Below are 23,275 nucleotides of genomic sequence, written 5' to 3' on the forward strand. Positions count from 1 at the left end.
AAATAAACTAGTTTATGGACATCCTTTATCTTGCATTAAATAATGCAATTACTGCGCCGCAATAAAGATTTTTGCTACAAGCTACGCCACAGAGGATTTTCAGTAAAAAAGTGAGTGTTTTAACTTAATTAAATTAGCGTGAATTATGAAAGTTCTGCTTATATTTGTAAAATCTGCAAAGTTTTAACGTAGGCAGAGATTGTTAATTTGTCACCGGCTCTTATCGAGAAATATAAGACATTGAAGCTTTTGCATTGACTTAGTATATTGTTGCTTGCCTGCAGTGACTGGATGAGCGGTGGAGTTACCTATTTATAACAGTCATGGTGCTATAAGGGAGTATAATTGTTAAAGGTGTAATTTCATTTCGAGTAGGCAAGGCTCGAAACCCAGCTTTTCATAGGCACAAACAGCCGCGGTATTGTTATTGTATACATCAAGGTAAAAATCAGTTACGTGGCGTGCTTTAGCCCACTCAATTAAATATCCCATTATTTGCTGATTTAAGCCCTGACCGCGCATATCTGGTGTAACATACATAAAGCCTAAATAACCGTGCTGTTGGTGCTGCAACTGCTGTTTAGATGTTCTGATTTGTACATACCCAGTAGCTATAATTTGGTTGTTCGTCTCACCAATGGCTAATACAGTGTTGCGATCAGAAATTAACTCTTCAAGATTATAGTATTTAGCATTTACTTGTTTTATTGCTGAATTAAGCGGCCGCTCAGCGTCAATGACAGCCTGCTCCAATTGCTTTAGAACAGGTATATCTGCTTTTGTTGCGGCTCTTAGTTTCATATTTTAAACCTTGCCTTTGTTAAGAGAGTATAAAGTCATCTATCGGTTTTTGGGTTTGCTTTTTAATCTGCATAAAAATGAAAATAATAGCAGCAATCATCATTACCATGGTTGGTAATACAATGACTGGGTAGCTTAACCATGTCATACGACCTAACTCTTCTGCGTAAGCTGTGGTGCCTGCCGGGCTTACTACAATTGCCTTAGCCAAAATATAATTAAGTATTGACGATAAGAAAAATGAGCAGGCAACAATAAAGCCTGCTTGGCGCATTTTTTTATCAAAAATAGCGGTATTATTTTGTTGTTCGAGCTCTTTGGCTAACTTTTCGGTGTCTAAGATTTCTGGGTTTATTAGCAACTTTCTTACTAGCGGGTAAGGTGTATATTGGCTTATAAGTACCACAATACCAATAATGCCAGGCACCATGGCTTCTTTAATTGCAATGTAAGATGGGTCTAACTCCAATAAGCTAATGCCGCCTGTGAGTAGTACACTAATTATGCCCAGTATCGAAAAAAAGTTTACTTTGCCAGATTGCTTAAGCTCCCACAGACCAAATAGTAGTGGAAAAGCCAGTGCTATCACCACTGCCCATACTGGGCCTAAAGTATCGGGGCTGCTAAATTTACTAAGTATAACGGCGGGTAAAACGATATTGAAAATAAGGTTACTAAAAAAATTACTCTTCTTTTTTGTGGGTTCGCTCATTGGGAATACTTGCTTAAAAACTCAATAGCAAAAGTATATCAGCTAACCTTTGGCTGCGTCACGCTATTGCAATTTTGTATTATTCGAGTTTCAGCTTAAATAGGGCTAGCACCTGCGAGCATTTGTAAGTAAAAGTAAAAGTAAAAGTTAATAGTTATTCATACCTACGTGCTTTTTTGGTTTTTATTATGGCGATATAGGCATGCCAACTGGCGTAACTGAGTAGTGGCATAATCACAATAAAGCCAGCAGCACCAGTGGCAAAGCCAATTGCCACTAATACAAATATACAGCCAGACCATACAATCATCGCACTAAAGTTAGTTTTTACAGCATTCATTGAGGACATAACTGCGGTCATTATATCGACACGTCTTTCCATCATCATTTGTGGCGTGAATGCAGATATAGCAAATACAGTCACTAATAAGACGCAACCAACAATTGTGCCTAAGGTTAAAAAAGCCGACAACTCTTCAAAACTTGGATTAGCATAACTTGGGTAAAGAGCATGAACAAGTGCTGCAAGGCGCATCCAAATAATCATGAGTATCATCAGTAATATTGCAAATCCCCATTCACCGGCAGGGTTTCTAAACATTGATTTTAGTGAGTGCATAAGAGTAGGTTTGTGACCTTTTTCAAGCTCCCATGCAACATCATATAAAGCTACAGCAAATGCAGGGCCTATTAAAACAAAGGCTACCGAGGCAGGAAGAATAACTAGATGCGTCCCCGTAAAAAAGGCTGAATATAGAATGGCGACGGGAATGAGGGTAAATATTAATCCATAAATAAGGCTCAATATTGGAGCTTGCGCTATATCTTTAAAAGCCAGTGCTAGCCAATGAAAAGCGGCGAAAGTATTTACTTTATTACATTCTAAACAGCGTGCAAACTGTGCTTTTTTCTCTACAGTGTTTGTTGTAGGCATTAAAGTGCTCCTTTAAAGGTACTCTTTAGGTTTAGAACAAATATCTATTGTTTACAAGTAAGCGATACGCAGCTAATAAATGGCTCGTTCAGTTTTTATGTAGCTCGTTTAAGATCTCGCAATCAATAACTTTGCCGTGGCCGCAACTGTTGGCCAAAGTTGCTAAAGATTGCTCTAACTTGGCTAACTCTTGTTGTGCTTTTCGTATGTTTTCTAACTGCTGGGCTATAATATTATCAACGTATTGGCATGATGAGCTAGGTTGGTTTTTAGCTTCTACAAGTTGCTTTATTTCATCAATAGAGATTTTTAGTTCACGGCAGCGTCGAATAAAAATAAGTGTTTTCACACTATTGTCTTGATAAACCCGATAACCATTATTCGCCCTTGTTGGCGGAGCCAGTAAACCGACGTTTTCATAATAGCGTATGGTTTTAGCTGGTACATTGGTTTGTTTTGCCAGCTCACTAATTTTCATCTTGACCTTCCAGTAACTAGAACCTTTATGATAGGTTATCGTAAATAAAGTAATTTATCAGCACTGCGGTGTTATCGCTTGAAAGCAAAGGCTAAGATTTGAAAGGTACTCATTTAGTTTATATACTAATTTTAGTTATGCATGGCTTTTTTGGCTGTGTGAGTGCGCCTTTTTATCCGCCAGATCAAGACCATCAAAGTTATTCACATATCCAGCATTTAGAGGGTCTTAGCGTAGATTCTCAAAACTCCGAATATGACCAGCAAGATCACGACATACACGTACATTTAAGTTGCCATAGTGGTTATGGTGCGTCAGTGATTATTTTTTCGTGCTTAGATGAAAAAGTCGTTGCACGAAATAATACTTTTACCAATTTAGAGCATACCCCACCGGTTCCGCCACCAAATTCTGTGTAAGTTAATTAATAGCAACTTTAAAGAGCGTTAATGCTTAACAATTTACACAGAAGAGTAGTATATGAAAATTCGATTTTTTAATGCTTGTTTGCACAAGTACATAGCTTTTGGCTGCACATTATTTTTGGCAGCTAATGTGCATGCTGATGAGCCACTCAAGCTTTCAGAGGCATTATCTAAAGCGCTGACAGAACACCCACAATTGCAATCATATCCCTATAAGTTACGCGCACTAGAAGGTGAGCAGTTACAGGCAAGTTTAACGCCGAACCCAGAGCTGGGCGTCGAGCTTGAAAATGTACTCGGTACCGGCTCTCGAAGAGGACTTGAAGCAGGCCAGTTAACCGTTACGCTTGGGCAACTAATTGAACTTGGTGATAAACAAAACCAACGTATTGCAGTTAGTAAGCAAAAGCATCAAGAAGCAATGACCAATTATAAAATAGCCCGCTTAAATGTACTAACCGATACCGCTGATAAATTCTACCAAGTATTAAAATGGCAGCAGCTTATTGCTTGGAACCAGCAAAGAGCAGAAAAAACAAGTGACTTACTCGCCACTATTAAACAACGGGCTGCGGCAGGGGCTGTATCAAATGCAGATGTATCGCGTATTGCGTTTCAATTAGCGCAAGTAAAGTTAAGTGGTATAAGCTTTCAAGGTGAGCTTAAAAAGGCACGTTATGAGCTGAGTCAAATGTGGTTAGCACAGCCTAACTTTAGCCACGCACTTAATGCTCAACAAGCGATTAGTATTCCCAGCGAAATAAGCTGGCAGGAGGCGGTTAATCAAGCACCTAACTACTTACTGTTAGCACAGCAAGTACGCTTAAAGCAGGCTGAACTGGCATTGGCACAAGCGAATAATATAACCGATATCAAGCTAAATGCAGGGCTTCGCTATGACGCACTAAGCGATGATAGCTCAATGGTACTAGGCTTTTCTATGCCTTTAAATTGGCAAGATCCGAACCAGGGAACCGTTGCCATGGCCGATGCTAAGCTAGCTGGCTTAACTCAGCAGCAAGCGGTATTACGTCGTGCTATACGTGCTCAAGCAGCCAGCATTCACACTCAGATGGAAGCCGACCAAGCAATCGCACTTACCTTACAAAACAATTTATTAGCGCAAGCTAAACAGATGCTCCATGACAGTGAAGTCAGTTATCAAAATGGCCAAATATCCGTGTTGCAACTGCTTGATGCTCAACATGCGTTATTTAACTCGCAGCGCCAATTGATTGAACTACGCATTAGTCAGCAGAAAAACCTTGTCGCTATGCAGCGTTTAACTGGCCGCTCATTGGTGAGCAATTTAGCAAGCAAAAGAGATTAATAATATGAATAATAAAATGACGTTTATTTTACCCCGCTTACTATTGATGATGGCTTTTTTATCAACTTCGTTTGCTTACGCAAGCTCAGAGCATGGACATGATGAGAAACATCAAGAACAAGCTACTGGGCCGCATGGCGGTATGCTGCTAGAAAAAGACGGTTTTGCTTTAGAGCTTAGTATTTACGAAGTGGGTGTTGCACCTGAAATGCGCGTTTATGCTTATCAGCATGATGAATCTATGAGTGTTGATAACGAAGCGTTTGAAGTGACGGACCTTCAGGTGACTCTCACGCGTTTAGGAAATAAAGTGCAAACATTGAGTTTTATTGCCGATGACAGCTATTTAGTGAGTGAGCAAACTGTCTCTGCTCCACACTCATTCGATGTTGAAGTCAGTGCGAGTATTAATAAAACGCAATATCAGTGGCAGTTTGAGCAGCATCAAGGGCGTACAAAGCTATCAGAACGAGCAATTAAGTCAGCTAATATCAGTACTGTAAAAGCCACAAGTGGCAGTATTGAATCTAAGGAAACTCTATTTGGGGTTATTACACCAACCACCAAACGCCAATTTACTGTGATGTCGCCATACAGTGGTGTTGTTGAAAATATACTAGTTACAATTGGTGATACGGTAACGAAAGGGCAAGCTTTATTAACGGTAAAAAATAGTAAAACGTTACAAAGCTTTACTATTAAAAGCCCCGCAGCTGGGATTATCAGTGAGCAGTTTGTGAATGCGGGAACGCTCGCATCTGAACAACCTTTACTTGAAGTGGTTGATTTATCAAAGGTGTGGGTAGAGCTGTCAGCATTTCCTGAAAACATAGAAAAAATAGCCGTAGGCCAAACTGCCAAAGTATACGATTTACATAAACACTTAGAAACGAAAGGTGAAGTGTTTTACCTCGCTCCAATGATGACTGGGGGTCATATCGCACGTGCCAGAGTACTTATTGATAACAAGGAAGGGCATTGGCGGCCGGGCATGCATGTTAAATCCGATATTATCACTGGAACTAAAGATGTGGCGGTACGGATTAACAAGCAAGCCCTACAAACAATGATGAACAAGCCGGTTGTATTTACTCGTTTTGGTGGCATTTTTGAAGCGCAACCTGTGACTTTAGGCCTTAGCGATGAGAACTGGGTTGAAGTGATTTCGGGTTTGTCTGTTGGTGATGATTACGTAATTGAAAATAGGGTGGTGTTCTAAAAAGTATGCTGGCATCAGACGTAGCCATAATTGATGTAAAAGAACACCAAATCAAACACTTTAAAATGATTATCAAGCTTTTTTGAGAAGCAACAAGTCTTTCTAACCGCTCGTCTTAATCGGTGTCTAAGGCGACAGTTATTACCCTCTATACCTATGGTATGCTGTTTGCCAACCTGTTTGTGATCACCTTTAAAGGCGGTTTTAAAGCTATCCCAGTTGTCCATACTGATAGAGCCATAGCTTACTTTAAGTTGCTTTAAACGTGCTCTTAGCTTCTTAGCTGTTTTTAAGTCACGTTTGCCCCAGACATAAGCGACAATCTCATTAGTAGCACGGTCATAAGCGTAGATGAGCCAGACTTTACGCTTCTTGCGATACACGTAAGTCCAGAACTCATCAACCTCTAAGCGTTCATAGTAGCGCTTCTTAGGCGCGATCTTATAAACAGATGAGCCTATGGTGCCCAATACTTTACCGATACTGACTGAGGCTATAATAGCTATGTCTCTAACACCGCAACCTCTCACCGTCATTAGCCGTATGATGTCTTCTATTTTAGAGTGACAGCCCTTATAAGTTAAGGCATGGTCACCAATGAATTGACGTTTGCAGTCCTTGCATTGGTAGTTCTGCTTGCCATAGCTTTTTATGCCGTTTTTCTTTAAACTGGGACTGTGACAGTCGGGGCAGCTGATATCTATTTGTGTCTTCATAACCTCAAATATATCATCTTGCTTTGGCTGTCACCCTCCTTTATTTCTTCAGCATACTTTCTGACACACCACCGAAAATAGTTATGTGCTTAAAGCTGATGTATTGAAAGCTGGCGCAAGTCACGCGCATTGAGGTGAAGCATGATAGATAAAATAATTTCTTTTGCGATTGAAAAACGCTGGTTGGTACTATGTTTAACGGCATTAATCGCGGCGATTGGAGTTAATAGCTTAATGCGCCTACCGATTAACGCGGTGCCAGATATAACAAATATACAAGTGCAAATAAATACTAGTGCGCCAGGTTATACACCACTTGAAGCTGAACAGCGGATCACTTATCCAATCGAAACCGCAATGGCTGGTTTACCAGAGCTTGACTATACTCGCTCGTTATCGCGCTACGGATTATCGCAAGTAACGGTTATTTTTAACGAAGGCACTGATATTTATTGGGCAAGGCAGCAAGTTTTTGAGCGCTTACAGCAATCAAAGGCCGAGTTACCCAGTACTATTGAACCAACGCTTGGGCCAATAGCCAGTGGTTTAGGTGAAATATATAACTATGTAATTTATGCAAAACCTAACGCCCTTAATGAACAAGGCAAGCCTTATAGTGCTGAAAACTTACGCACCTTACAAGATTGGGTTGTAAAGCCGCAGTTGCTTAAAGTGCCTGGTGTTACTGAAATAAATAGCATTGGTGGTTATGAACGAGAATATCAAGTGGCGCCAATACCGGGCAAGTTACTTGCGTATAAGTTAAGTATTAGCGATGTGATAACAGCGCTTGAGCTTAATAATGCTAATAAAGGCGCGGGTTATATAGAGCGAAATGGCGAGCAATATTTGGTTCGTTCGCCTGGTCAAATTGGCTCTATCGAACAAATTAAGCAGTTGGTAATAGCTAAACGAGATGACGCGCCTGTAAGGATTAAAGATGTAGCCGAGGTTTATTTTGGCGAGCAATTACGAACGGGTGCGGCAACTTATGAAGGTGAAGAGGCGGTTATGGGGACCGCTATGATGCTGGTGGGTGAAAACAGCCGTATTGTCGCCAGGCAAGTAGCTGAAAAGCTGTCGCAAATTCAGCAAAGCTTACCTCAGGGCGTTATTTTAGAGGCTGTTTACGACCGTACTAGCTTAGTTGATAAAACCATTGAAACAGTAAAAACCAACCTTTTCGAAGGCGCGGTACTGGTGGTTGTAGTGTTATTTTTAATGCTGGGCAATGTTACTGCAGCAATAATAACGGCCATGGTGATCCCGCTTAGTATGTTGTTTGCGGTTACTGGAATGACAGCTAATAGAGTATCGGGCAACTTGATGAGTATGGGCGCGATTGATTTTGGTATTATTGTTGACGGCGCCGTTATAGTCGTTGAAAACGCGCTTAGACGATTAGGCATGGCGCAGCACAAGGCTGGGCGTTTACTTACCTTGCAAGAGCGTTTACATGAGGTTTATTTAAGTACCAAAGAAGTATTTAACCCCGCGGTATTTGGGGTGTTAATTATTATGTTGGTGTATTTACCCATTTTTGCATTAAGTGGTGTAGAAGGAAAAATGTTCCAACCAATGGCCTTTACTGTTGTAGCCGCATTACTTGGCGCGCTGCTTTTCTCAATTACCTTTGTACCTGCTGCGATTGCTATTTTTGTGCGCGGCAAAGTTGTTGAGACCGAAAATCGAGTTATGCGTGGAGCGCGTAAGGTTTATCAACCGTTACTTGCTTTTTCGTTAAAACGGTCAGCGGGTATAGTTGTTTTTGCCATAATTTTATTGGCCGCAGCAGGCTTTCAAGTTACGCGAATGGGTAGTGAGTTTGTGCCTCAATTAGATGAGGGGGATATTGCAATGCATGCACTGCGTATTCCTGGTACCGGGTTAGCGCAATCCGTGGCTATGCAAAAACAGTTAGAGAATGCTATTAGTGAGCTTGATGAAGTTGAACATGTTTTTTCTAAGATTGGTACGCCTGATGTAGCTAACGATCCAATGCCTCCTAATGTTGCCGACACTTTTATAATGCTAAAGCCTCGCGAACAATGGTCTAGTCCGAGTTTAAGTAAAGAGGCTTTAATAGAGAAAGTGAGATCACGAGTGGCCGATGAACCGGGTAATAATTATGAGTTCACGCAACCGATCGAAATGCGCTTTAATGAATTAATTGCTGGCGTGCGCGCCGATGTAGCAGTGCGAATTTATGGTGATGATTTAGATACCTTAAAACAATACGGTGAAAAAGCCACCCAATTACTTAAAGGCGTAGCGGGTTCAAGTGATGTACGTCTTGAGCAGTTATCGGGGTTACCTACTTTATCGGTTATTCCACAGCGCGACCACATGGCATTACTTGGGCTGAACGTTGATGATATCCATCAAGCGGTAAGTACAGCGGTGTCGGGTGTGCAAGCGGGGCTAATTTATGAAGGCGATCGGCGTTTTAAACTAATGGTACGACTAGATAAGCAGCATTCACAAAGTCGTGAGCGCTTAGCGCAAATTCCAGTTGCCGTGCCTAACTCAGGCAATCCTGAACTTGCTTATGTGCCGTTAGGCGAGGTGGCTGACATTCAGTTTGTTGAAGGGCCTAACCAAGTAAATCGTGAAAGTGGTAAACGCAATGTGGTGGTAACCGCTAACGTGAATGAGCGTGACTTAGCCAGCTTTATTGCCCAAACACAAACGGTTATGAATGAGCAGCTAGGGCTACCTAGTGGCTATTGGGTTGACTATGGCGGCACCTTTGAGCAGTTAGAGTCGGCGAGTCAGCGATTATCGTTGGTTGTGCCGCTTACTTTACTGCTTATTTTAGGTTTGCTGTATGGTGCTTTTAACTCGATGAAGGATGCACTGATAGTCTTTAGTGGCGTACCTTTAGCCTTGACAGGTGGCGTACTTGCTTTGGCTTTACGAGATATGCCACTGTCAATTTCGGCGGCGGTCGGTTTTATCGCTTTATCGGGTGTTGCTGTGCTTAATGGGGTGGTAATGTTGTCGTTTATCCGTCAATTAGCAGAGCAAGGCGTAGGGTTACTTGAAGCTATTCAACAAGGGGCAAGCCAACGGTTACGACCCGTTTTAATGACCGCTCTTGTTGCCAGTTTAGGGTTTATACCTATGGCACTTAATGTCGGTACTGGCGCTGAAGTGCAAAGGCCATTAGCGACGGTGGTGATAGGCGGAATAATCAGTTCAACTCTATTAACGTTGTTAGTGTTACCTGCTTTATATAAGCTAATACACCAAGGTAAAGCTGTTAAATAAGCTTTATCTTATTCTTTAAGGCTCAGCTTATGCTGAGCCTTTTTTATGCTTATACTTTTTGAATCAGTTTTAGTAGTTCAGCTGTGGCTGTTGCATCGGCTAGGGCGCGGTGATGATCGGTTAAATTTAAATTAAAATGGGCTGATAAATTACCTAACGAGTAAGACTTAAGCCCAGCAAATGCCTTTCGAGATTCCACCACAGTACACATTTTTGGCATTTTAAAACGGTGCCCTGCCATTTCACATTCTTTACGTATAAAGCCGTAATCAAAATTAACATTATGGGCAACAAAAATACTGCCTTTGAGTTTCTCAAGCAAGGTATCTACTATCTCTGCAAAAGTTGGAGCGTTATACACCATGGCATCAGTAATGCCGGTTAAAGATACGATAAACTTAGGGATACGTTGTTGTGGGTTGACTAGGGTTGACCAACGTTCAATAACCTCACCGTGCTGTAATTGAACAAGGCCAATTTCAGTTATTCTATTATCACCTTTTAAACTACCGGTGGTTTCAATATCGACCACACTGTAAATTCGATTGGGGTTTTTAAACCACTTAACCGCAGCAATTTGGACATTAAATCCGGTTGCTTTTAAACAATCGATAGTCGTTAATTGGTTGCGTCTTAATTTATCTCCTGGTGCTTTTACTTCTTCAAAGTGGAGTTTATGGCCGTTTAACACCATTAAATCAGGGTAGCCATCTTTGAGCTGCATAAAGTGCATAGTCATATTTTTTAGATGATTTTTTAATACCGGTAATGGGCTATTTAGTATCAACACCTCTATGGGAGCTAATAGCTCGTTGTGCCAACGAAATAAGCCATTTGGATGCGCAAAGTAGGAAGCTGCATTTTTATATACATGCTTTAATAAATCATTGGATGAATGCCAGTTTGCTAACAGCTCTTCAATTTGGGCAGATTGAGTTTGATAGAAACTGTCAGTTTTTAATGCTTGTGGAAATAAATCAAACTCATTGCAAGGTGCCGTGGGAGTGTCGATATAAAGTGCCTGCCAAAATACCAAACCAAACAAGCTTTGCCATAAGGTGTTTTCGGTATTAAAGACGGTCAGTCCTTGCTGGGTGTAGAATTCATTAACACCTTGCTCAACATCGCCTCGGTAAATTTCGTCTATTTCTAGCAGACACTGTGTCTCAGCTAACATGGCACTTAAGCGAGAACGGGTTTGCTTATTAAACTTACGCATTAAAAAGTCGTCAGCAAAGTAGAGTAAATCATCATAGAGCGGGTTGTCGATGATTTTTTCAAGTTGCGTCTTCGCCCACTCTTTATTACCTTGGCGGTACTGTTCGCGTATTTGAATTTCAATGGCGGCAGCACTATCTTCGCAGGCCTCTAAAATACTAAAGCTTGAAGCGGAATCCACTTTCTTAAGCTGTTGGTGAAGTTGTAAGAGCAGTTTGTTTTTTAGGTTTACAGCCAGTACACCAACGGCTTGCTGCTCAATGACCGCAGTCGCTAATTGTTGGTAATCGCCCTCACTTTCTGCATTTTTAAATGCAAGTCGATAGCGATTTAAAATGTAGTTAGCGTGTGCCTGCGCTAAGGTGTCAAATCGGGCTAGACTTTGAGTGTAATTCTCTCGAGTGGTGGTAAGGCCCAAGTCACGCATCACAAAACTATTTTTATGGTTAATATCACTATTGCTTAATCGACCAATGTATAAAAACTCAAAATATTCATAAACGTCGCTGCGGTTATTAATAATAAATTGCTTGTATAAAGGGGTTAAGTGCTCTGATTTTGAGGTGAAAAAGTCACTAGCCTGTGTGATTAACTGCGTTTTTGAAGCACTTTTCTTAATAGCAGGTTGAATATCAAATGGGGCAAGTAGCCCAAATAGCACGGGCTTAGTTAAGTGTGCGAGCAGCAGATTATATTGATTATCATTAGGATGAGCGACTAATTGAGCGGCTTTTAATTCTTCAAGTGCCTGTTGAGGCTGTGTTATTTCATCGTAACTGAGCGTGTTTATTGCAATAAGCAAGGGTTTGCGAGAGTAAATACGCGCCAGCATACACTGACCTTGCTCGGTCAATTGGTTTACTTTATTAATAAAGTCACGATGTTTTGACTCTAGTAAGTGTGTGCATTGCGTTTCAATAAAGGTTATTAGCTCTTTGAAGTGGGCTAAGTAATATTTTGCAGGTAACTCTTTTTTCATAACACGCACCGTAACTGTATAAAAAAACAGTATCTAGTATTTGTGTTAACTAATCAAGCACCGGGTTAATCGCTGAATTGCTTTAGAATGTCAGCCATAATGTGATTGTTATATTGATGGACAATGCGTTGACTTTTAAAAAGCTGGGGTAACTCAATTAGCAAAACGATGATGATTAAAAGTATGCCAAAACTATAAATAGTCAGCAGGCCAATGAGCATTAGTGTTAAATTCACTGCACCTCGTTGAAATTTACCTAAATAGAAGTGATGCAAACCAGCGGCAAAAAACCAATTCAGTACCGCGTAGGTATCAGGGTCTTTAATGTGACGCTTTTGTAGTTGGTAAAACTGCTTACGTTGCTCAGTAGGTAATGCATTCACTTTAGCGCGAAGTTGTTCTTCTTGTGCGTTTAGTTCTTCTGATGTCATGAGGTTAATAAGCCTTAAGGTAGCGGATCTGATTTAACGTTTACACAGTCAGGGTCATTGCAACGCCGTATTCTTTTAAGGCCAATATAAAGACCTTTAACCAGCCCATACTTAGTAATTGCTTGATGAGTAAACTCTGAGCAGGATGGGTTGAAATTACAACTAATATTAAAATGCGCTTTAGAGCCGCCATTGTATTGATAGCGGCGAATTGCATTGAGTACAAGTGCTTTAAGCACGGTTTCTGCCTAACGTTAAGATCACAGCTTCACGTGACCAAAAAAGCCAAAACCGTTTACTTTCGATAACCTGAAACACTAACTGCCAGCCGTTTTGTGCCTCATCATTGAGTGTTGCTTCTAGGCGTTTAAGAGGTAACCCACTAGAGCCAAGCAGTAATGTGCCACAGCCCCCTTCAACAACGTGCATTACTTTATATTCATTAAAATTAGACATGTGCTTTCCTTATTCGTTGGTATTTTATTTAAGGTTTTAATACTTAATTTATTTACGGCTAATTTAAAAGTTAAAGCTTAATACAGCTTATTTTATGATTTTTAACGATGTATGTGCAACTTTGAAGTGCATAACTGCCAAGCAGCTATCACAGCCATATGTTTAGCTATCAATTTGGCTAGCGCTTTATATTCTAGTTTTTTCTCGGCCTATCATTGCGCTCTACTATTACACTTTCAGCTGCTAATGACGATATATTTTGAAGCCTATCTATTTTTGCTAATACCGCCGTAATAATCCATTTTTATTTGTCCTCGTTGCCATTAGCAATAAAGGGCTGAACTTTTTAGAGCTTCTTTAGTTGGGAAGGAGCACTCGTTATTGGCTATTCTTTGCTTGTGCAGCTTATTTTGTTAAAGCCCTTCACACTGCGCGGGAATTTTTAAATTACCTATTGGTATTTAAGAGTTGCGCTTTAGTAGCCGCTCACTCACAAGTAAGGCTGAAGCAATAATGCTAGATAATAACATGCAGAAGATAAAAATGGTCGTTATTCCATTACTTAAGAACTCCAAAAACGATGTTAAAAACTGCCCAGAGAAAACCGCCATCGTAAAGTAAGAAAGATTGCGTCCTCTAACCGAGGGGAGGCTTTTCTGTACTGTTAAGTGGTTGAGTAGAGGAATGCTAAAACCAAAGCCAATACCACTAAAAATAGCGCCTAATATTAAAACTATTAACGCACTCGCATAGCTAAAACATAAATAGGCAAGGGCATAAGCGATAAAGGCAATAACGAGTAATTTAATTTCGCCGATGCGTTGCTCAACTTTAGGTATAAAGTGCGCAGTAATTACCGCAATCAACGATATAAATGCTAATAGATAACCGATCACTTGCTCAGTAAGGCCTTGAGCAGCCATATGTTTTGGCAGTAATATAAATGCAGAGAAAAAAGTAACCATTGCCAATAAAGTAACTATGTAAACGCCTATTAGCGGTAAACCTTTGTTTGAGAGTTGCTCTGATGTATTTAAATCAATTGGCTCTGCTAGTTTTGGAGATTGTTTTGGCACCCACAATAACAACATAACTAAAAATACCCATGCGATTAAATAAAGACTTAGCGGAAGCCCCCAGTGAATCGCTGCAAATTGCCCACCAAGAAATAAAAAGATCACTCCGCCAAGTTCTATAGCCATGCCTTGTTTAGCAATCATAGCTAAACGGGCTTTTGCTTCATACCACTGTGAAATAAGCACTGTACCGCTGGCCATAACAATTGCGGTGACTGCGCCAAGGAGTATACGGTTTAAAAATACTAAAGTGGGACCATGAAGCCAAAATACTACAGCGCCAACAGCGCCATACAAAATTAAACCAATCACTAAGGACGGGTAAGCGCCATATTTATCTATTAATTTTCCTGCAAATGGCGCAAATAAAATAGCGCCAAGTGATGGTAGAGTAATTAGCCAAGAGGCATGCTCAGTTACGCCTAATGCGTTAGCAATACTTAATAAACCAGGAGCAACCAGGGAGCCTACCATAATTGTTAAGCTGGCAATGCACAGTAAAGTATAGCTGCCAAGCTGAGATAGTTTACTCATGATAGTTCCTGTTTTTTAGGGGCCAATTTATTAAATATTAAAGCAATCAATATGAAAGTAAGGCTTACACTGGTAACCCCAAGCCAGGCAAAGTATTGATAGGCTTTTGCACCTGCAATTGAGCCCAGTGTACCACCTAGGTAGTAACCCAACATATACACACCGTTTATGCGGCTTTGCGCTTGAGGATCAATTGAAAATACCCTGACTTGATTTGCAACTTGAGCACTGAATACACCAAAGTCGATTAAAATAATACCAACAATTAAGGCTACTAAACTGCTTACGTAAAGACCGGTAATAATAAAACCGATAGCAATAAGTGCCAAAGCAATCTTTACCAGTACTTTGGAACCTATTTTATTAACCCATTTACCAGATGACTTTGCGCCAATTACGCCCGCTAATGCGATAACACCAAATAAACCAGCTTGCTGGGCATTGTAATTAAACGGCGCATGACTAACATGAATAGCAAGGGTTGCCCAAAGTGCATTGAAAGCAGCAAACCAGCTAGCCCCCGCTAAGGTAAAAATTTGCAGCGGCTTGTGCTTTTTATATAGTACAAACGTACTTTTAAGTAGTTGCTTATAATTTAAATTTGTATGTGCCGTGTTATGGGGAAGTAATTTGTAGAGTAGTAGACCAAATACAGCCGCAAGTAAGGCCGACATTACAAATACAGCGCGCCAACCAAAATACTCGGCGACTGAACCACTGAGCGTTCTTGATAGCAATATACCTACCGTTAATCCCATCATTAATGTGCCCAATGTTGCGCCTTTTTCTTCAGGCTTAATCATCGATGCCGCAAATGGAATAAGCTGCTGAGTAATATTAGCGCTTAAACCAATTAGAAATACACCGACTAATAATACAACTAAATTCGGGGCTGCAAAGGCAAGAAGAGATGACAAAACAAGTAAAACAGAGAGGGTATCGATAACTCGTTTTCTCGGGACTGAATCACCAAGCGGCGATATAAACAATAGCGCTGCGGCATAACCAAATTGTGTAAGTGCAACAACGCTCCCGGCTTTTGCATCTGTTAAATTAAATTCACGAGCGATCAGTGGCAATAGTGGCTGGCTGTAGTATAAATTTGCAGCCGTAGCGGCAATGGCTGCGGTCATTAAAAATAATAACATTTTACTTATAGAAGACGCTGAGCTCATTTTTTTCTCATAAACAACAAGTATACCGATAGAGTAAAATATATTAATCTATAATAAAAATGATGTTATTTTATAGAATCTATAACAAATTTGTATGGTGGTTGGGTGGATTTAAAAATACTTAAAAGTTTTGTGAGTGTGGCAACACATAAAAGTTTCTCAGCCGCGGCGCGTGAACTTCATACTGTTCAGCCGGCTATTAGTCGTCATATTGCGATGCTGGAAAAGGATTTAGAGGTGGCTTTATTTACCCGTAGTTCTCGAAAAGTCATTATTACCAGTGCCGGAGAACAACTATTAAAAGATGCTAAACATATATTATCACTGACTAAACAGGTCAAAAGCCAAGTAAAGCAAGCACAAAATGGCCAAATAGGATCGTTGAGAGTAGGCTATTTAAGCTCTGCATGCTTAAGTTTTATGGCAAACTTAGTGCGCGAATATAAACAGCAATACCCACATGTACATGTAAGTTTGTTTGAAATGACAGCTTCAGAACAAATAACAGCATTTAAAAATAATCGTATTGATATTGGCATTTCTAGGTTATTGCCAGATCATTTAGCTGAAGAGTTTGTGAGCCAAGATATTTACATTGATAGGCTTGTTGCGGTTGTGGCTGAAAACCACCCTATAGCAACCAGTCACAATATCGATTTGTCACAGTTAAATCACGATAAATATATTTTATTTAACCGTGAGGAAGCAGTTGGGTTGTTTGACGATATTATTACTTTATGTAAACAAGCAGGGTTTTCACCTAATATTATTAGCCAACCTCAGCATATGCAAACATTACTCACCGAGGTTGCTGCAGGGTTAGGTGTGGCGATTGTCCCTAACTGTATTAGGAAGTTGTTCAGTGATGGCTGTCATTTTTTAGATTTAAATGGCATAGGCAAGACTATTCCTACTCAATTGCATTACAAAAATGCCCAGCTTAGCCCTACAGTGGAAGCGTTTGTGAATATTTCACTAGCTAATAAGTCAACAATAAAAGCAAGTATGGAGTGAGCTACTTAGTAGTGTAATTGTAGTGCAAAATAATTTTGCACTACAATTTTAGTTTATTTAAAGCGATGAAATATCTTTATCACCATCAAATAATTCAAATATGTTATTTTCATCAAATGATGTTGTAGCTACATGAAGTAGTGTGTTTGCGACATTTTCACGACTAATTTTAGCCTTGTCTTTGTCATCAGGGCGCTTTGTGGTTACCTGCATTGAAGCGCTATCGTTGGTTAATGTGCCAGGACGCACAATAGTGTAGTTTAAACCGCTATTAATTAAATGCTCGTCTGCCATATGCTTTGCAACTAAATAAGGTTTCAAATCACTTTTTATGACATCAGGGTTATCTGCACCAATGGAGCTGACCATAATAAAGTGTTGAACACTTTGCTCTTTTGCATAGTTTACTGCTTTAGTTGCTGCCCATAAGTCAATCAGCATGGTTTTATCATCACCTGTATTACCACCAGAACCGGCAGCAAATATAACTTGCTCGCAACCGTTAAATGCTTGGCTAAAATCGTCTTCAAGATCTTGTTCAACAATGGTTAAATACGTGCTGTCTAAATCGCTTAATTTACTTTTATCGCGCACTAGTGCTACGACGTGCTGTTGTTTGTTTAATAATAATTGTGTGGCCATTTTACCAATTTGACCGCTTGCACCAATAATTAAGGTTTTGCTCATAATAAATTCCTTCTAGTGTTTAGTTGACGTTATATATAGAGCTTGGGGGTAAAGTTTATTTTTAAAGTAAAATGGGGATTTTCGTAAATATTATATAGGGGTTATAGTCTCAGGCGATAAATTTCTTATATAAAAAGCTTATTTTTTGTATGTAGATGAGCTACGAGGGGCACCTAATAATATGGCTATATGGCAAATACACACAGATAAAAAAGCACTCACTCCTAACGCACCTCCATAGCTTTTAAATAAGGGGACAAAGTTATCAAATAATACTGAAAAAATAACACTAGCAGAAAATAGGGTATATACGCCAAAGCGTTTTGGGGCGCTCATGCCGATAAATGTGCCACCAAAAAAAAGGCTGCTATAAAGCTCTGCGTTCAAGTTTGTAATTGATAAAATAAAGTACGCGATAATTGATAAAAGAGCAGATGCTCTGATGGCATCAAGGCGATTATGTTTAGCTAAAAAGAAGGTTAGAAAAGCACCAAGTAAAGAAAGTATAATAGAAGCTATGCTCATAACGTAATGCCTTTTGCGAGTATAAATAAAGCAACACTAACGAAAGCGATGCTGCCTAATTTACCACCAAACCCTGTAAACATCTTGCGAGTTGTGACATATAAAATAGCACCAATTAAAGAAATGATGGCTAACTCCCAATAGCTTTGTATTAATCCTTGTGAGCACATACCCGCAAAACTTCCCGCGTATACCGCTGCATACGGATGATTACCATAGCGTTTAGGAAAGGGTATAAAGCTACCAATTAGCCCCACCAAACAGGATGCTATGACTGCGGGTACAGAAAATTGGGTATGTAAAAAAAAGCAGGCTAAGCAACCGCTGAAAAAGGTAAGGTATTTTAGAATGAAAAACGATGTCATACAGAGGTAATTTTTATTATGGCTCCAACTGCCTATTAGAATAAAGCATAAAGTGCTTATGTTATATAAGTTTGTAGGAATAAGCCGTTGTTTGTTTTGTTGGAAGTTATGTTTATATACTTAAGCCAGCTGGCTTAAGTATAAGTTTATAGTGTAAATACAGCTATTAATTTTGATTAAGCAAGTTTGTTATTAAAAAACGATAATGTGCGTTGCCACGCAAGTTCAGCACTTTTTTCATCAAAACGACTGGTTGAATCATTATGAAAGCCGTGGTGAGCTCCTTTGTACATATGCATCTGGTATTCTACATTTTGTGCTTTCAAGTCACGTTCGTAATCAGGCCATGTGGCATTAACGCGTTCATCTAATTCACCTAGTTGGATAAGTAAAGGTGCTTTGATATTTTGACGTAAATCTTCAGTGGCTGGTGTGCCATAAAATGGCACACCAGCACTAAGTAATGATGAGTCAACAGCGGCTAAATAGTTAACAATATAGCCACCAAAACAAAAGCCCACAGCACCAAGTTTACCGCTGCTGTTAGGGTGTGATTTTAAAAACTGTGCTGCAGCTACAAAGTCATTTTGAAGTTTTTCTTTGTCCATACTGCGTTGCATAGCTCTGCCTTCGTCATCGTTGCCTGGGTAGCCTCCCAGTGGGTAAAGTGCATCGGGTGCAAAAGCGATAAATCCCGCTTTAGCTAGACGTCTTGCTACATCCTTTACGTAGGGGTTTAAGCCGCGGTTTTCATGAACCACCAATACCACAGGGTATTGGTCTTGTACTTTTGATGGGACAACTAAATAACCTTGGCCTGTTGTATGGCCGTTAGGTGAGTCAAAAGTCTCATAGGTGGCTTTTATATCTTCATCATTAAACGATACTTGCTCGGCAAGGGCGTAATTTGGTAGTAATGCCGAGGTTAGCATCGACATTGAAAAGCCAATAGCTGCGAGTCCGCCAAGCTTTTTCATAAAGGTGCGCCTATCCATCATGCCGTGGGCATATGCATCATACCAATCAAAAGCTTCTTGGGGGATGTGGTTAGAGTGCTGTTTATTCATGGTTACTCCGCTATGTTAGTATTATTTTTGATGACTAATAACATAGCTGAGCTTGATTGAAATGTATACTAAGGTTATCTACAGAATTGTGTTTTTAGGAGTGAAGTATTAACGTATAGCTGATTTTAATTTTCAATCTACTTAACTATAAACTACTCTGTAAACTAATGAGTAATTTGATCTTATTCGATTTTATTATGCAATGAATAGGGAGTATAAAATGGCAGTTTCAGCTATTCCAAAAGGTTATCACTCAATAACCCCTTATCTAATTGTTAATGGTGCAACTAAAGCAATTGAGTACTATCGGCAAGTATTTAATGCAGAGCTAATAATGCAAATGCCGTTGCCTGATGGCGGAGTGGCTCACGCGGAAATAAAAATAGGTGATTCGAATATTATGCTCTCTGATATGTGCCCTGAGGTAAATTTTAAAAGCCCCGATGAGCTTGGTGGCACGCCAGTGAGTATTATGCTGTATGTTGAAGATGTTGATGCGGTATTTGCCAAAGCGCTTGAATTAGGTGCAACAGAAGTACGCCCCATACATGACCAATTCTATGGTGATAGAGCTGGCTCATTACAAGACCCATTTGGCCATGTATGGACTATTGGCACTCATAAAGAAGATGTTAGTGAAGATGAGTTAAATAAACGCATGGCTGATTTAATGTGTAAAGATCAAGATGCTTAACTGTGAGAAATATTATTAATAGGCTGCTATAACCGTATTTCGAACTGTATTAGTTGTTACGTATAAATTATTCTCAACCTGCTGTGCAGTTTGTTTTGGTCGCTCATCTTATTCTGTTTTAATTATACCCATACTTACCGTCGCTTTTATGTATTTACGATGTGAGGAGTTAAGCGATAGTGGAGCACTGAAATCTATAGCGTTAAATCGCTATTGTTTGATAAGTGCAGGTTAATCATAAATATATTACAGTGCTAGTATAATAGTATACGGAAGTTGTTTATGAGTGTAATGCAAAGCCTTAAAGAAAGAACGCGTCAGTTTGTCGATTCAAAACATATGCTAAAAAGCATTACTGTGGCGTCGTTTTTAGAATCGACCATAGTGCCAATCCCTCTGGAAGCTGTGATGGTACCGCTAATGCAAGCAAGGCGAGAAAAGCTTTGGCTGATTGCATTTATGGCTACATTGGGGTGTATTGTTGGTGCATTGGTGGGTTACGGACTTGGCTATTACTTATTTGATGCTATTGGTGATTGGGCTATTAATACCTTTTCAAACCCGGAACAGTTTGAGCAAGTGAAACAAAAAATGCAGGCGCAAGGATTTTGGTTTGTAATGACTTTGGGAATTGTGCCTATTCCTTTTCAAGTCGCAATGCTCGCAGCAGGCGCTACTAAATACTCCTTGGCGCTATTTTTACTGGCGACCACAATAGCCCGATCTATTCGTTACTTTGGTTTAGCTTTAGTGGTTTATTACGCTGGTAACCAAGCGCAAAAAGTTATTGAAAAACATAAGGTTAAAGCGGTTGTAGGTTTAACTGCATTGGTGCTTATTGCTTGGTGGATTAGCACCTTATTTTAAACCAAGCGCTTTCTTTGTCTTGGGTGTGAAAATAGCTACACAGGAAATGTTGTGCCGACATAAGCGGGGAGTATACCCAACCACCTCAAGATGCGAGTTTCAGTTGGAATTAAAAGTGATTTAGGCAAGACATTGATTGCAAGTAATGGTTATTCCCTCGCTAAAATCAAAAGGCTGCAAACTTGCTTGCAGCCTTGATAATAGATTAATTATTTCTTATATCGTTCAAACCACGCAAGCGTGTGTTCTACTTTAGAGATCATACGAGATGGACGCCCTGCAATACCATGTGGAGAACCAGGTACACGAATAAGAACGGAGTCTACTTTTTGTAACTTGAGAGCTTGATAGAATTGTTCAGACTCTGAAATAGGCGTACGGCGGTCTTCTTCACCTGTCATAAGTAAAGCAGGTGTTGTAACGTTTCCTACTAATGACAAAGGAGAACGTTGCCAATAATGCTCAACATGATCCCAAGGCATACCAGGGAATTGATTGCGAATTTGGCCGATATAACTGTCAGCTGTTAGCGTTTTACTCAGCCAATTTATTACCGGTTTGGTGATTGCCGCGGCGTTAAAGCGATTGGTTAAGCCAATTGCATATGCAGCAGCAATGCCGCCTGCAGAGCCACCCGCTATAAATAAGTTTTCTTCATCGATAAACCCTTTGGCTATCATGGCATCAACCGCTGAGTCGTGATCGGCAAAGTCTTCTTTTGAGCTATATTTTCCATCTAGTAATAAAGCAAAGTCTTTACCGTAACTAGTAGAACCTCGGTAATTTACATATACAACAACATAACCTTCACTGGCGTATCGTTGTAGCTCAGCTGTAAAACTAGGTCCGTAAGCTAAGTGTGGGCCACCGTGGATTTCAAGTAATAAAGGGTACTTTTTAGTTTTATCAAAGTTAGGTGGAGTAATATACCAACCTTGAATATTTTCATTATCAAATGAAGACTTAACATTTAACTCATGAACCTCACCCAATTGCTTATGACCTAGTAAGTCTTCATTTAAAGTGGTTAAGGTTTTGCTTTTTCCTTTATATAAGTACGCTAAATCAGCCGGACGCTGACTACTGCCTTGGGTATATGCAACCGCGCCATTTTTAGCGAGGCTGAAGCTACCACTGATATACGGGCGACCGATAGAAGTTCCCGATAGCGAATCCACAAGATCGGTTACTTTACCTTTGGATGATAACTTTGCCAGTTTGCGCTTACCAAAATCGTCATATTGAATAACAAAGTCACCGTTGCCTGACCATTTATAATCAGCAACTGAGCGGTCAAAGTTATTACTTATGTTGGCAATTTTTTTATTACTTTTAGTAATGACATTGAGCTGGTAATTTATGTAGGGAACGGGGGCGTTATCACGGGCAAGAAACGCAATTTTTTTACCATTTTCTGAATACGTAGGGCGAAACTCTCGGCCAGGCAATTGAGTTAACTGGGTGTAAGTACCTTGATTAATATCAACTTCATATAAATCAGATTCAGTGGTGCGATATTCCCAATCAACATGCTGATCTGATGAAAAAGCGAGTTTGCTATCATTTGGAGACCATGCAAGTGGCCCATAATGCTGGTAATTCCCCGTTGTTAATTGCCTCGCTGTGCCGCCATTTGCCGGTACAACAAATACATGACGATAGGCTGGTTCTAAATAGCCAGAACCATCCGCTTGATAGCGGGCTTTTTCATAAACCTTAACGGGTTTTGACCAAGCGGCCCCTTTAGGCTTTTTAGGTAATTTAACTGACTTCACAAAGTCTGTTTTACCAGCTGGCACATTCATTGTGAATGCAATGTTGTCGCTATTATTAGACCAACTTAAACTACGTATTGATTTAGGTAGCTGTGTTAATAAAGCTAATTTGTCTTGCTCTAACCAATAAACATGAAGTTGATTACTTCCGCTTCTGTTGGACGTAAATGCGATTTTTTTAGAGTCAGGAGACCATGTAGGTTGCCCGTAATTATGTTCATCAGCGAGCAATGGGTAATGTTGATTTTGCTTTACATCGTACATCCAAATACTGCGTTTTGCAGCATCTTGCATGATGTCATAACCACTTCTTAGGTAGATGATTTTCTTTCCGTCAGGGCTTATTTGCGGGTTGTTGACATACTCTAGCTGGAAAATGTCTTCGGCAGTAAAAGTGTCACTTGCATAAAGTTGTACGGAGTAAGACGCACAGAGCAGCGCCGAGCTTAATGTTAGTAATGCATTTAATTTCATAGTTTTTCATTTTTTGTATAATAAAACATCATCCTAAGGTGCAAAAATTTCTT

The 23,275-nt window shown here is 39.9% G+C and carries 23 protein-coding genes; 7 read left to right on the plus strand and 16 right to left on the minus strand.

What is annotated here, in order from left to right; genetic code table 11:
• Positions 1–348: 348 nt before the first annotated feature.
• The 4 genes from ACT3S9_RS03950 to ACT3S9_RS03965 form a co-directional block, all read right to left on the minus strand.
• Entirely contained in the window at positions 349–801 is a 453-nt protein-coding gene (locus tag ACT3S9_RS03950; RefSeq protein ID WP_444750730.1) for a GNAT family N-acetyltransferase, read from the minus strand.
• Between the two features lie 19 nt (positions 802–820).
• The gene (locus tag ACT3S9_RS03955; protein ID WP_441835707.1) at positions 821–1,513 is read right to left on the minus strand and encodes a VC0807 family protein; all 693 of its coding nucleotides are present in this window, start codon (positions 1,511–1,513) and stop codon (positions 821–823) included.
• Between the two features lie 154 nt (positions 1,514–1,667).
• The gene (locus ACT3S9_RS03960; protein ID WP_441835708.1) at positions 1,668–2,447 is read right to left on the minus strand and encodes a DUF2189 domain-containing protein; all 780 of its coding nucleotides are present in this window, start codon (positions 2,445–2,447) and stop codon (positions 1,668–1,670) included.
• Between the two features lie 88 nt (positions 2,448–2,535).
• Complete coding sequence (locus tag ACT3S9_RS03965) at positions 2,536–2,925, minus strand: Cd(II)/Pb(II)-responsive transcriptional regulator (protein ID WP_441835709.1); 390 nt, start codon at positions 2,923–2,925, stop codon at positions 2,536–2,538.
• A 98-nt stretch (positions 2,926–3,023) separates the two neighbouring features.
• Here ACT3S9_RS03965 and ACT3S9_RS03970 point away from each other — a divergent pair, with 98 nt between their 5' ends.
• The 3 genes from ACT3S9_RS03970 to ACT3S9_RS03980 all read left to right on the plus strand — a co-directional run bounded on the left by ACT3S9_RS03970 (position 3,024) and on the right by ACT3S9_RS03980 (position 5,899).
• Positions 3,024–3,344 carry a hypothetical protein gene (locus ACT3S9_RS03970; protein ID WP_441835710.1) on the plus strand — a complete coding sequence of 107 codons (321 nt, stop codon included), beginning with the start codon at positions 3,024–3,026 and terminating at the stop codon, positions 3,342–3,344.
• 61 nt (positions 3,345–3,405) lie between these two features.
• Positions 3,406–4,680, plus strand: a complete 1,275-nt coding sequence (locus tag ACT3S9_RS03975) for a TolC family protein (RefSeq protein WP_444750731.1) — start codon at positions 3,406–3,408, stop codon at positions 4,678–4,680.
• Positions 4,681–4,684: 4 nt separating this feature from the next.
• The gene (locus ACT3S9_RS03980) at positions 4,685–5,899 is read left to right on the plus strand and encodes an efflux RND transporter periplasmic adaptor subunit (RefSeq protein ID WP_444750732.1); all 1,215 of its coding nucleotides are present in this window, start codon (positions 4,685–4,687) and stop codon (positions 5,897–5,899) included.
• A 14-nt stretch (positions 5,900–5,913) separates the two neighbouring features.
• On the opposite strand, the gene ACT3S9_RS03985 is transcribed toward ACT3S9_RS03980, so the two are convergent.
• Complete coding sequence (locus ACT3S9_RS03985; RefSeq protein WP_443489204.1) at positions 5,914–6,615, minus strand: IS1 family transposase; 702 nt, start codon at positions 6,613–6,615, stop codon at positions 5,914–5,916.
• Between the two features lie 141 nt (positions 6,616–6,756).
• On the opposite strand from ACT3S9_RS03985, the gene ACT3S9_RS03990 reads away from it, so the two are divergent.
• Positions 6,757–9,885, plus strand: coding sequence for an efflux RND transporter permease subunit (locus ACT3S9_RS03990; RefSeq protein WP_444750733.1), 3,129 nt, complete (start codon positions 6,757–6,759; stop codon positions 9,883–9,885).
• A gap of 49 nt (positions 9,886–9,934) precedes the next feature.
• Here ACT3S9_RS03990 and ACT3S9_RS03995 read toward each other — a convergent pair whose 3' ends face one another.
• From ACT3S9_RS03995 to ACT3S9_RS04020, 6 genes are all read right to left on the minus strand, one after another.
• A complete protein-coding gene (locus ACT3S9_RS03995; RefSeq protein ID WP_444750734.1) occupies positions 9,935–12,082 on the minus strand; it encodes an exonuclease domain-containing protein in 2,148 nt (715 codons plus the stop codon).
• 65 nt (positions 12,083–12,147) lie between these two features.
• A complete protein-coding gene (locus ACT3S9_RS04000) occupies positions 12,148–12,513 on the minus strand; it encodes a TM2 domain-containing protein (RefSeq protein WP_444750735.1) in 366 nt (121 codons plus the stop codon).
• Between the two features lie 14 nt (positions 12,514–12,527).
• Entirely contained in the window at positions 12,528–12,752 is a 225-nt protein-coding gene (yidD, locus tag ACT3S9_RS04005) for a membrane protein insertion efficiency factor YidD (RefSeq protein ID WP_441835716.1), read from the minus strand.
• Positions 12,745–12,969, minus strand: a complete 225-nt coding sequence (locus tag ACT3S9_RS04010; RefSeq protein WP_244390307.1) for a DUF4177 domain-containing protein — start codon at positions 12,967–12,969, stop codon at positions 12,745–12,747. Before ACT3S9_RS04010 ends, yidD begins: the two co-directional genes overlap by 8 nt.
• A gap of 461 nt (positions 12,970–13,430) precedes the next feature.
• A complete protein-coding gene (locus ACT3S9_RS04015) occupies positions 13,431–14,579 on the minus strand; it encodes an MFS transporter (RefSeq protein ID WP_444750736.1) in 1,149 nt (382 codons plus the stop codon).
• The gene (locus tag ACT3S9_RS04020; RefSeq protein WP_444750737.1) at positions 14,576–15,754 is read right to left on the minus strand and encodes an MFS transporter; all 1,179 of its coding nucleotides are present in this window, start codon (positions 15,752–15,754) and stop codon (positions 14,576–14,578) included. The genes ACT3S9_RS04015 and ACT3S9_RS04020 overlap by 4 nt, the downstream gene beginning before the upstream one ends.
• A 105-nt stretch (positions 15,755–15,859) precedes the next feature.
• Here ACT3S9_RS04020 and ACT3S9_RS04025 point away from each other — a divergent pair, with 105 nt between their 5' ends.
• Positions 15,860–16,768: a LysR family transcriptional regulator gene (locus ACT3S9_RS04025; protein ID WP_444750738.1), complete on the plus strand. Its 909-nt coding sequence runs from the start codon at positions 15,860–15,862 to the stop codon at positions 16,766–16,768.
• Between the two features lie 57 nt (positions 16,769–16,825).
• On the opposite strand, the gene ACT3S9_RS04030 is transcribed toward ACT3S9_RS04025, so the two are convergent.
• The 4 genes from ACT3S9_RS04030 to ACT3S9_RS04045 form a co-directional block, all read right to left on the minus strand.
• Positions 16,826–17,455 carry an SDR family oxidoreductase gene (locus tag ACT3S9_RS04030; RefSeq protein WP_444750739.1) on the minus strand — a complete coding sequence of 210 codons (630 nt, stop codon included), beginning with the start codon at positions 17,453–17,455 and terminating at the stop codon, positions 16,826–16,828.
• A gap of 138 nt (positions 17,456–17,593) precedes the next feature.
• A complete protein-coding gene (locus ACT3S9_RS04035) occupies positions 17,594–17,980 on the minus strand; it encodes a hypothetical protein (RefSeq protein ID WP_441836531.1) in 387 nt (128 codons plus the stop codon).
• On the minus strand, positions 17,977–18,345 hold the full coding sequence (locus tag ACT3S9_RS04040; protein ID WP_444750740.1) for a hypothetical protein: 369 nt from the start codon (positions 18,343–18,345) through the stop codon (positions 17,977–17,979). The genes ACT3S9_RS04035 and ACT3S9_RS04040 overlap by 4 nt, the downstream gene beginning before the upstream one ends.
• Positions 18,346–18,521: 176 nt before the next feature.
• A complete protein-coding gene (locus ACT3S9_RS04045; protein WP_444750741.1) occupies positions 18,522–19,412 on the minus strand; it encodes a dienelactone hydrolase family protein in 891 nt (296 codons plus the stop codon).
• Positions 19,413–19,632: 220 nt separating this feature from the next.
• Between ACT3S9_RS04045 and ACT3S9_RS04050 the strand changes: the two genes are divergently transcribed.
• Together ACT3S9_RS04050 and ACT3S9_RS04055 are read left to right on the plus strand one after the other, a co-directional pair.
• The gene (locus ACT3S9_RS04050) at positions 19,633–20,106 is read left to right on the plus strand and encodes a VOC family protein (protein WP_444750742.1); all 474 of its coding nucleotides are present in this window, start codon (positions 19,633–19,635) and stop codon (positions 20,104–20,106) included.
• A gap of 282 nt (positions 20,107–20,388) precedes the next feature.
• Complete coding sequence (locus ACT3S9_RS04055) at positions 20,389–20,973, plus strand: YqaA family protein (protein WP_444750743.1); 585 nt, start codon at positions 20,389–20,391, stop codon at positions 20,971–20,973.
• A 209-nt stretch (positions 20,974–21,182) separates the two neighbouring features.
• Here the strand turns inward: ACT3S9_RS04055 and ACT3S9_RS04060 are convergent, their stop codons facing one another.
• A complete protein-coding gene (locus tag ACT3S9_RS04060) occupies positions 21,183–23,222 on the minus strand; it encodes a prolyl oligopeptidase family serine peptidase (protein ID WP_444750744.1) in 2,040 nt (679 codons plus the stop codon).
• Between the last annotated feature and the right edge of the window lie 53 nt (positions 23,223–23,275).

Source organism: Pseudoalteromonas sp. AOP31-A2-14 (assembly GCF_052378035.1).
GTDB lineage: Bacteria > Pseudomonadota > Gammaproteobacteria > Enterobacterales > Alteromonadaceae > Pseudoalteromonas.

Coding starts and splice junctions, on each gene's coding strand:
- ACT3S9_RS04045 (WP_444750741.1), bottom strand. CDS start 19,412: ATGAATAAACAGCACTCTAACCACATCCCCCAAGAAGCTTTTGATTGG.
- ACT3S9_RS04055 (WP_444750743.1), top strand. CDS start 20,389: ATGAGTGTAATGCAAAGCCTTAAAGAAAGAACGCGTCAGTTTGTCGAT.
- ACT3S9_RS03990 (WP_444750733.1), top strand. CDS start 6,757: ATGATAGATAAAATAATTTCTTTTGCGATTGAAAAACGCTGGTTGGTA.
- ACT3S9_RS04060 (WP_444750744.1), bottom strand. CDS start 23,222: ATGAAATTAAATGCATTACTAACATTAAGCTCGGCGCTGCTCTGTGCG.
- ACT3S9_RS03955 (WP_441835707.1), bottom strand. CDS start 1,513: ATGAGCGAACCCACAAAAAAGAAGAGTAATTTTTTTAGTAACCTTATT.
- ACT3S9_RS04010 (WP_244390307.1), bottom strand. CDS start 12,969: ATGTCTAATTTTAATGAATATAAAGTAATGCACGTTGTTGAAGGGGGC.
- ACT3S9_RS04020 (WP_444750737.1), bottom strand. CDS start 15,754: ATGAGCTCAGCGTCTTCTATAAGTAAAATGTTATTATTTTTAATGACC.
- ACT3S9_RS04015 (WP_444750736.1), bottom strand. CDS start 14,579: ATGAGTAAACTATCTCAGCTTGGCAGCTATACTTTACTGTGCATTGCC.
- ACT3S9_RS04035 (WP_441836531.1), bottom strand. CDS start 17,980: ATGAGCATAGCTTCTATTATACTTTCTTTACTTGGTGCTTTTCTAACC.
- ACT3S9_RS03975 (WP_444750731.1), top strand. CDS start 3,406: ATGAAAATTCGATTTTTTAATGCTTGTTTGCACAAGTACATAGCTTTT.
- ACT3S9_RS03995 (WP_444750734.1), bottom strand. CDS start 12,082: ATGAAAAAAGAGTTACCTGCAAAATATTACTTAGCCCACTTCAAAGAG.
- ACT3S9_RS03985 (WP_443489204.1), bottom strand. CDS start 6,615: ATGAAGACACAAATAGATATCAGCTGCCCCGACTGTCACAGTCCCAGT.
- ACT3S9_RS03950 (WP_444750730.1), bottom strand. CDS start 801: ATGAAACTAAGAGCCGCAACAAAAGCAGATATACCTGTTCTAAAGCAA.
- ACT3S9_RS03960 (WP_441835708.1), bottom strand. CDS start 2,447: ATGCCTACAACAAACACTGTAGAGAAAAAAGCACAGTTTGCACGCTGT.
- ACT3S9_RS04050 (WP_444750742.1), top strand. CDS start 19,633: ATGGCAGTTTCAGCTATTCCAAAAGGTTATCACTCAATAACCCCTTAT.
- ACT3S9_RS03980 (WP_444750732.1), top strand. CDS start 4,685: ATGAATAATAAAATGACGTTTATTTTACCCCGCTTACTATTGATGATG.
- ACT3S9_RS04040 (WP_444750740.1), bottom strand. CDS start 18,345: ATGACATCGTTTTTCATTCTAAAATACCTTACCTTTTTCAGCGGTTGC.
- ACT3S9_RS03965 (WP_441835709.1), bottom strand. CDS start 2,925: ATGAAAATTAGTGAGCTGGCAAAACAAACCAATGTACCAGCTAAAACC.
- ACT3S9_RS04000 (WP_444750735.1), bottom strand. CDS start 12,513: ATGACATCAGAAGAACTAAACGCACAAGAAGAACAACTTCGCGCTAAA.
- ACT3S9_RS04030 (WP_444750739.1), bottom strand. CDS start 17,455: ATGAGCAAAACCTTAATTATTGGTGCAAGCGGTCAAATTGGTAAAATG.